The sequence below is a fragment of the Rhodococcus sp. BS-15 genome (genome assembly GCF_000813105.1).
GTDB lineage: Bacteria > Actinomycetota > Actinomycetes > Mycobacteriales > Mycobacteriaceae > Rhodococcoides.
Map to the genome: position 1 here is coordinate 1 of NZ_BAOX01000230.1, position 7,838 is coordinate 7,838.

Sequence of the window (7,838 nt, forward strand, 5' to 3'; positions counted from 1 at the left end):
GACCCAGGTGACCGGAGTGGAGCCGGCGGAGACCCAGGTGACCGGAGTGGAGCCTGCGGAACGACCCGGTTAGTGTCAGTGCTCGTGCGTGCGCTGCTGATCGTCAATCCCAATGCGACTTCTACGACGGCTGCGGCTCGTGATCTGTTGGCTCATGCGTTGTCGAGTCGGGTGCGGGTGACGGTTGCGCAGACGACTCATCGGGATCATGCGTCGGAGCTTGCTCGGGGTGCCCGTGAGGACGGGATGGGTCTGGTGATCGTTCACGGTGGTGACGGGACGGTCAACGAGGTGATCAACGGTTTGCTCGGGGTGCCGTTGCCGACGTCGATGCAGGCGGTGACGATCGGTGCGATTCCGCCGCTCGCGGTCGTTCCGGGCGGTAGTGCGAATGTGTTCGCGCGGTCGCTGGGGATCGAGGCGGATCCGGTGGCGGCGACGAATCAGTTGATCGGTCTGCTCGATGCGCGGGCACGGCGGACGATCGGGTTGGGGCATTCCGGCAATCGCTGGTTCACGTTCAATGCGGGTATGGGACTCGATGCGGATGTGTGTCGGGCCATCGATGCCAGTCGCAAGGACGGCAAGCCGGTCTCTGCGACGCGTTACCTGAGGTCGGCGGTGCAGGAGTTCTTCAAGCACAAGCGACGGCCTGCTCGTTTGACGGTCGAGGTCCCCGGGCAGGATCCGTTCGAGGGTGTCCACTATGCATTCGTGTCGAACTCGAGTCCGTGGACGTATCTGAACGAGCGGCCGGTGCACACGAATCCGGGTACCGGCTTCGATTCGGGTCTGGGCGTGTTCGGTATGCGCTCCACTGCTCTGTTCCCAACGTTGCGGGTGTCTCGCCAGTTGCTCGCGAAGGGGGCAGAACCGAAGTCCCGCAAGCTGATTCGGATCGACGATGTACCGAGTGTCCGAATTTCCTCCGCGGAGCCGGTCGGCTTGCAGATGGACGGGGACTACCTGGGTGAACGCACCGAGGCCGAGTTCTTCTCGACTCCCGACGCGCTGGAAGTGGTTGCGCCGAGCCGCTGAGAGGGCTTGTCCCTGGGCATATGGGGCTGCACACAGCGTTGTTCTCGCGAAATCACGAGCGAAATCTGTTCACTCGGGGTACAAAGGAGCGCAGAAGGCTAAAGCGAGCCTAACAGAGTGAGCTTGACCACGGTCACGCGCGTACCCCTTGACTTCACCTGAGTTCGTGAAAGCATTCACAAGCAACAGTGCGGAAACATTGGTTACCCACTCGTGAACAGAAGAGAAACGAAACGGCGCTTCGGCGCCCGGTAAGGAGCAGAGGATGGACTGGCGCCACAAGGCTATTTGTCGCGATGAAGATCCGGAACTATTTTTCCCGGTGGGAAACAGTGGTCCGGCGCTCGCGCAGATCGCCGATGCCAAAGTCGTCTGTACTCGGTGCCCCGTCACCGCTGAATGCCTGTCCTGGGCACTCGAATCCGGCCAGGACGCAGGAGTATGGGGCGCAATGAGTGAAGACGAGCGCCGTGCACTCAAGCGACGCAACGCACGTACGCGCGCACGTAGCTCCGTCTAGGACGCGCAACCAGCAATCGGCAAGGCCCGGTATCCGCCACAGCGGACACCGGGCCTTCTGCGTTCCACGGGCCGTCTGCGTACCGCGAAGAGCGCGTTACGCACTGTTCACCGAACGTGCATCAGGGCCTCGGCACACGCCGTCCCAGAGGAACCCTCAACAGCGCGTCGGTTCCCCCGCCCGCCGCAGGATGCAGACCCAGCGATCCGTTCAGTTCCACCGAGACCAGCGTGCGCACGATCTGTAAGCCGAGACCGTCCGAGCGTTCCAGGGAGAACCCGGTGGGCAACCCGCGCCCGTCGTCGTGGATGACCACGTCCAGCCACTTCGCGGACCGGTCGGCTCCGATTCGGACGACACCGGCCGACCCGGCGTCGAATCCATGTTCCATCGCGTTCTGCACCAGCTCGGTGAGCACCATCACCAGGGGCGTCGCCCGTTCGGCCGAGAAGACTCCGAGTTTGCCCTCGCGCACCACTCGAACTTTCGGATTGACCGTCGCGATGTCCAGCATGATCGGCACCAGACGATCGACGATCTCGTCGAGGTCCACTTCTTCGTCCACCGACATCGACAACATTTCGTGCACGAGTGCAATGGATGTCACCCGACGGACCGACTCGGACAACGCCGTGCGCGCTTCCTCGTTCTCGAGTCGCCGAGACTGCAGCCGGAGCAACGCAGCCACCGTCTGCAGGTTGTTCTTCACCCGATGATGGATCTCCCGGATGGTCGCGTCCTTGCTGAGCAGAGCACGATCGCGTCGCTTCACTTCGGTGACATCGCGGATCAACACGGCCGCACCGGCAGACCTCCCCCGGGGCTGCAGAGCCAGCGTGCGCACGAGAACGGTGGCACCGCGCGCATCGACTTCCATCCGGTGGCCCACGTTGCCACTGAGCGACGATCGGATGTGATCGGCCACCTCCTGCGAGTCGAACGGGTCGGTGACCAGAGACCGCGTGACCGACGCCAGATCTCGACCGGACAACTCCGTCGTCAATCCCATCCGGTGGTATGCCGAGAGTGCGTTGGGACTGGCGTAGTCCACCCGCCCCTCGGTATCGACGCGGATGAATCCGTCGCCTGCGCGGGGGGACGAGTTCACATCGGTGCGCTCCTCCGGGGTGGGAAACGTCCCTTCACTGATCATCAGACACAGGTCGTCGGCACATTCCCGATAAGCGACCTCGAGGGCACTCGGCGGTCGAAGCTGCGCGGGATTGGTGTCGCGGGTCAGCACCGCGATGACGTGCTCTCCGCAGCGCACCGGAATGCTCTCGGTCCGCGTCACGACTCCTCCGTGCACGATCTCCCGCTGCTGCAGCGCGACCATCACGTCGGGGTGCTCGGATTCGGAGATCGTCGTTCCCACGATGTCGTGAGTGAAGACCGTGGGCGCGGTTGTCGGCCGGCACTGGGCCACACAGAGCACGTCGGCAGTCCCACTGGACACGTCGTCGGTGCCGACCCACAGCAGCACGTCGGCGAACGAGAGGTCGGCCAGCAGCTGCCACTCGCCTACGACGCGCTGAAGATGGTCGACCGCGACGCCGCGGAGGTCGGTGTGTTCGGCCAGAAGGTCACTGAGGGTCGACACGGGATCTCACGGGACCGATGCTCAGGACACGACGGCGATGAGGTCGCCCTGCTGGATGACGTCGCCGACCGCGACGTCCACCGACGTGACCGTCCCTGCGGTCTCGGCCAGCACGGGAATTTCCATCTTCATCGATTCCAGGATCACGAGGGTGTCACCGACCTCGACGGCGTCGCCTCGGGCCACGACCACCTGAAATACCGTGGACACCATCTCCGCACGAACGTCCTCGGACACCGGCGAACCCCTCTCTCACGTCACCACGAACTGCGCCGGCCACCCATCGGAGACCAGGCCAGTCACAGTAAGCCAATCACACGTGGGAGACTGTAGTGAACAAACGAGAGGAGCCCATCGTGGGAAAGCGTGGACGTAAGAAGCGTGCTCGTAAGGGCAACAAGGCCAACCACGGCAAACGTCCGAACAGCTGACGGTTTGCCACAAGCCGCGAGGGGCCGAGAAGCGATTGCTTCTCGGCCCCTCGTCGTTGTGCGACCTGCGACTACTCGGAGTCGGTCTGGCGAATCAGCACGGTCCGTCGAATCTCGACGCTGAGCCGTTCGCGCAGCCCGGCCGGCGCTTGGTCTCCCCCGCATTTGCGTGAGATCAGCCGCTTGACCTTCTCTTCGATTCCGTAGGCCTCGAAGCAGGATCCGCATTCGTCGATGTGCTTCTGCAGACGGGATCGGCTCGCTTCGTCGCATTCGTTGTCGAGCATCACCCACACGTCCGCGATCACGGCCGAGCAGTCGAGGCGTTCGAACTGTGCGTCGCCGTCGTCGATCCTTCCGGTGCCCGTCACTGGACTACCTCCTGCTCGTGCCGATCGACTGCGCCGTCCCGGTTGAAACCACGCTCCCGCGCAACCCCTGCCAGCAGGCCCCGCAGTTGCTTGCGTCCGCGGTGCAGACGCGACATCACCGTCCCGATGGGAGTGCCCATGATCTCGGCGATCTCCTTGTACGGGAACCCCTCGACGTCGGCGTAGTACACAGCCATTCGAAACTCTTCGGGAAGAGACTGCAGCGCGGCTTTGATGTCGTCGTCCGGCAGCGCGTCCAGGGCCTCGACCTCGGCCGAACGCAGCCCCGTGGACGTGTGTTCGGCGGTGGCGGCGAGCTGCCAGTCACTGATCTCGTCGGTCGGGTACTGCGCGGGCTGACGCTGCTTCTTGCGGTAGGAGTTGATGTAGGTGTTGGTGAGAATTCGGTACAGCCACGCCTTGAGGTTCGTGCCCTCACGGAACGACCGGAAAGCCGAGTAGGCCTTCACGAACGTCTCCTGAACCAGATCCTCGGCGTCGGCGGGGTTGCGCGTCATTCGCAGAGCTGCGCCGTACAGCTGATCGAGCATCGGCAACGCGTCGCGCTCGAAGCGCTCGGTCAACTGTGCCTCGGTCTCGGCAGCCCTGCGCTCCGCGATCGCCTTCTCGTCGTCCACGTCAGCGACGGGATTGCTGGCTTCTGTCACGCTGATCCCTTCGATAGCTTCCACCGCCCAGGCTACCGCGCCCGAAGTCGACTTCTGCGAAGAGATCACCCCCTTCAACGCGAGGGGACGTCCCGCGGTCAGCACTGCCATTCGTCTTTCCTTCCGCCTGCATCCGTATCTGTTGTTGCACAACACACCGTCGTGCCGCGGTGTTCCCGCGCGGTCGCTAGAGTCCGGTGAATGGCTGCGTCCACACCCGCTCTCGCGCTGCTCATCGCACGGAAGGTGGCGCACACCGTGCATTCGTACGACCACGATGCTCGGGCGCAGTCCTACGGCGAGGAGGCGGCACAGATCCTCGTCGAGCGGCTCGGCGTTCGGCCCGACCAGGTCTTCAAGACGCTCGTCGTCGAACGAGCAGATCGCTCGCTTGCGGTGGCGATCGTCCCGGTGACGGCCATGCTCTCGCTCAAGGCCGCGGCCGCCGCTCTGTCCACCAGAAAGATCACGATGGCCGACAGGGCTGCCGCCGAGCGCTCCTCCGGATACGTCTTCGGCGGTATCTCGCCTCTCGGCCAACGCAAGCCCCTGCCCACCGCGATCGACGTCTCGGCTCTCGATTTCGAGACGATTCTGTGCAGCGGGGGTCGCCGCGGACTGGAAATCGAACTCGCACCAGCCGATCTGGTGCGGCTCACAGGCGCAACATCCGCGCCCATCGCCGCGCACTGACAGCGAATGAGAGAAGATGGACGGGTGAGCAATTGGACAGCCCCCGCCGCCGTCGCACCCGTTGACGCGACAGTCACTCTGCCCGGATCGAAATCGATCACCAATCGCGCACTGATCATCGCCTCGCTCGCCACCGGCTCGTCGACGATCACCGGTGCCCTGCGCAGCCGTGACACCGATCTCATGATCGACGCCCTGGCAACCTTGGGAATCGAGATCATCGCCGCGGACGACGACAGGACGTCGTTGCGCGTGACTCCGGCACCGCTGCACGGAGGAGCCGTGGAGTGCGGTCTGGCGGGTACCGTCATGCGCTTCGTGCCGCCCCTGGCTGCCCTTGCCGCAGGCGAGGTGTCGTTCGACGGCGACGAGCAGGCACGTATCCGTCCACTCGACACCATTCTCGACGCTCTGCGCGCGGTGGGGGCCGAGATCGACGGCAGCGCGCTGCCGTTCACGATGCGCGGCACCGGTTCGCTGCGCGGCGGGTCGGTCGACATCGACGCCTCGGGGTCCTCACAGTTCGTCTCGGGTCTGATGCTCTCCGCGGCGGCATTCGACGAGGGAATCGAAATCCACCACACCGGCAAGCCCGTTCCGTCCATGCCGCACATCGACATGACAGTGGACATGTTGCGGCGTGCGGGCGTCCGAGTCGATACCCCCCGAGTCCGGCGGCGACGCGAACACCTGGCGGGTGCACCCCGGGCCGGTCGCGCCGATCGAGTGGAGCATCGAGCCGGACCTGTCCAACGCCACCCCTTTCCTCGCTGCAGCGGTGGTGACGAAAGGCAGAGTGCGCGTGCCGAATTGGCCCGAATCGACCACCCAGCCCGGCGATGTCTTCCGCGAGATACTCACCCGGATGGGCGCTCGCGTCGACCTGACCGCAGGCATCTTGACCGTCGAGGGCCCCGATACGTTGCGCGGCATCGACTTCGATCTCCACGACGTCGGCGAATTGACCCCGACGGTCGCGGCGCTCGCCGCACTGGCCGAGGGGCCGTCGATTCTGCGTGGCATCGCCCACCTGCGTGGCCACGAGACCGACCGACTCGCCGCACTGACAACCGAGATCGTTCGACTCGGCGGACGCGCAGTCGAGACCGACGACGGCATCCGCATCGATCCGGCACCGCTGCACGCAGGCGTCTGGCATTCCTACGCAGACCACCGGATGGCCACCGCAGGCGCGATCGTCGGACTGCGGGTACCCGGGGTCGAGGTGGACGACATCGGCACCACCGCCAAGACGCTCCCCGGTTTCGAGATGCTGTGGGACGCAATGCTGTCCGCATCGACACCGAGCGGGGTCGGCTCCTGACCGCGCGCCGGTACGACGAGTCCGACGTTCGGATCCGACCGGGCAAGAGTTCGCGTCCACGAACCAAGACTCGACCCGAACACAACGACGCCGAAGCAGGCATGGTGGTGTCCGTCGACCGCGGCCGATGGGGTTGTGTGCTCGACGGTGACCCGGCACGGCCGGTCGTGACGATGCGTGCCCGCGAGCTGGGCCGAACTCCGATCGTGGTGGGAGACGAGGTCGGAATCGTCGGAGATCTGTCCGGCAAGGTCGACACCCTGGCCCGAATAGTGCGCGTGGCCGAGCGGCGGACGGTGTTGCGTCGCACCGCAGACGACACCGACCCGTTCGAACGTGTGGTGGTGGCCAACGCCGACCGGCTACTCATCGTCGCGGCGCTCGCAGACCCTCCTCCTCGCACCGGCTTCGTCGAGCGAGCACTCGTGGCCGCGTACGTCGGCGGACTCGAACCCGTTCTGTGCCTGACCAAGAGCGATCTCGCCGCCCCCGAGGAATTCACTGCGGCCTTCGCCGATCTGGACGTCCCGGTGGTGCTGGCCGGCCAATCCGAGGACCTCACGGAGCTGACCGCGATGCTGACGAACTCGGTGACCGCGCTGATCGGTCACTCGGGCGTCGGAAAGTCCACGCTCGTCAACCGGCTGGTGCCCGACGCCTATCGCGCCACCGGGGTGGTCTCGGGCGTCGGCAAGGGCCGTCACACCTCGACGCAGTCGGTGGCGCTACCGCTGCCCGGCGGCGGCTGGGTGGTCGACACTCCCGGTATCCGGTCGTTCGGACTGGCACACATCTCCCCCCGAGAACGTCGTCGCAGCGTTCTCCGATCTGGCCGACACGATCGAGAACTGTCCCCGAGGATGCACCCACCTCGGCCCACCGGCAGATCCCGAGTGCGCTCTCGACGCACTCACTTCGGACGCCGGTCGACGTGTCGCGGCCGTGCGCCTGCTCCTCGAAGCCGTTCGAACGAACGAAGCCTGGTAGCAACGGACTCCGGTCGGAATCGGTTGCCACCAGGCTCGAACTCGGTGGAGAGCTTACGCGGCCCTACCGACCAGCCTACGAATTCCCTTGCGCTTCTTCGTCTCTGCGATGGCGGTGCGCAGACCACGACGCTTGCCGGTCTCTGGATCGACGGTGAACAGGCCTGCCGGCGCGTCGGCCCACTTGCGCTCGGACGCGGTCTCGGG

General features: G+C 65.2%; 8 protein-coding genes and 2 pseudogenes. 6 read left to right on the forward strand and 4 right to left on the reverse strand.

Annotation, left to right across the window (positions count from 1 at the left end; all coding sequences use genetic code 11):
- The first annotated feature begins 84 nt into the window (after positions 1–84).
- Together RHBS_RS20620 and RHBS_RS20625 are read left to right on the forward strand one after the other, a co-directional pair.
- Positions 85–1,038 (forward strand): diacylglycerol kinase family protein, encoded by a 954-nt coding sequence (locus tag RHBS_RS20620; RefSeq protein WP_121872524.1) that lies wholly within the window; start codon positions 85–87, stop codon positions 1,036–1,038.
- A 265-nt stretch (positions 1,039–1,303) separates the two neighbouring features.
- Positions 1,304–1,558, forward strand: a complete 255-nt coding sequence (locus RHBS_RS20625) for a WhiB family transcriptional regulator (protein WP_032366305.1) — start codon at positions 1,304–1,306, stop codon at positions 1,556–1,558.
- A 121-nt stretch (positions 1,559–1,679) separates the two neighbouring features.
- Here RHBS_RS20625 and RHBS_RS20630 read toward each other — a convergent pair whose 3' ends face one another.
- Positions 1,680–3,158 carry a sensor histidine kinase gene (locus RHBS_RS20630; RefSeq protein ID WP_121870281.1) on the reverse strand — a complete coding sequence of 493 codons (1,479 nt, stop codon included), beginning with the start codon at positions 3,156–3,158 and terminating at the stop codon, positions 1,680–1,682.
- 21 nt (positions 3,159–3,179) lie between these two features.
- Complete coding sequence (locus RHBS_RS20635) at positions 3,180–3,395, reverse strand: biotin/lipoyl-binding carrier protein (protein WP_008717734.1); 216 nt, start codon at positions 3,393–3,395, stop codon at positions 3,180–3,182.
- 119 nt (positions 3,396–3,514) lie between these two features.
- On the opposite strand from RHBS_RS20635, the gene RHBS_RS32360 reads away from it, so the two are divergent.
- Entirely contained in the window at positions 3,515–3,589 is a 75-nt protein-coding gene (locus tag RHBS_RS32360) for a 50S ribosomal protein bL37 (protein WP_370878772.1), read from the forward strand.
- Between the two features lie 71 nt (positions 3,590–3,660).
- On the opposite strand, the gene rsrA is transcribed toward RHBS_RS32360, so the two are convergent.
- Positions 3,661–3,960: a mycothiol system anti-sigma-R factor gene (gene rsrA, locus RHBS_RS20640; RefSeq protein ID WP_374700636.1), complete on the reverse strand. Its 300-nt coding sequence runs from the start codon at positions 3,958–3,960 to the stop codon at positions 3,661–3,663.
- Positions 3,957–4,739 carry a sigma-70 family RNA polymerase sigma factor gene (locus RHBS_RS20645; protein WP_094642309.1) on the reverse strand — a complete coding sequence of 261 codons (783 nt, stop codon included), beginning with the start codon at positions 4,737–4,739 and terminating at the stop codon, positions 3,957–3,959. Before RHBS_RS20645 ends, rsrA begins: the two co-directional genes overlap by 4 nt.
- 90 nt (positions 4,740–4,829) lie before the next feature.
- On the opposite strand from RHBS_RS20645, the gene ybaK reads away from it, so the two are divergent.
- The 3 genes and pseudogenes from ybaK (at position 4,830) to rsgA (ending at position 7,632) form a co-directional block, all read left to right on the forward strand.
- A complete protein-coding gene (gene ybaK / locus RHBS_RS20650) occupies positions 4,830–5,321 on the forward strand; it encodes a Cys-tRNA(Pro) deacylase (protein WP_121870282.1) in 492 nt (163 codons plus the stop codon).
- Between the two features lie 6 nt (positions 5,322–5,327).
- Positions 5,328–6,645: pseudogene (gene aroA, locus RHBS_RS20655) on the forward strand (3-phosphoshikimate 1-carboxyvinyltransferase).
- A pseudogene (gene rsgA / locus RHBS_RS20660) lies at positions 6,597–7,632 on the forward strand (ribosome small subunit-dependent GTPase A). The pseudogenes aroA and rsgA overlap by 49 nt, the downstream one beginning before the upstream one ends.
- The last annotated feature ends 206 nt before the right edge of the window (positions 7,633–7,838 follow it).

What these genes read in the sequence shown, in the direction of transcription:
- RHBS_RS20625 (WP_032366305.1), top strand. Translation starts at nt 1,304, where the DNA reads ATGGACTGGCGCCACAAGGCTATTTGTCGCGATGAAGATCCGGAACTA.
- RHBS_RS20645 (WP_094642309.1), bottom strand. Translation starts at nt 4,739, where the DNA reads ATGGCAGTGCTGACCGCGGGACGTCCCCTCGCGTTGAAGGGGGTGATC.
- ybaK (WP_121870282.1), top strand. Translation starts at nt 4,830, where the DNA reads ATGGCTGCGTCCACACCCGCTCTCGCGCTGCTCATCGCACGGAAGGTG.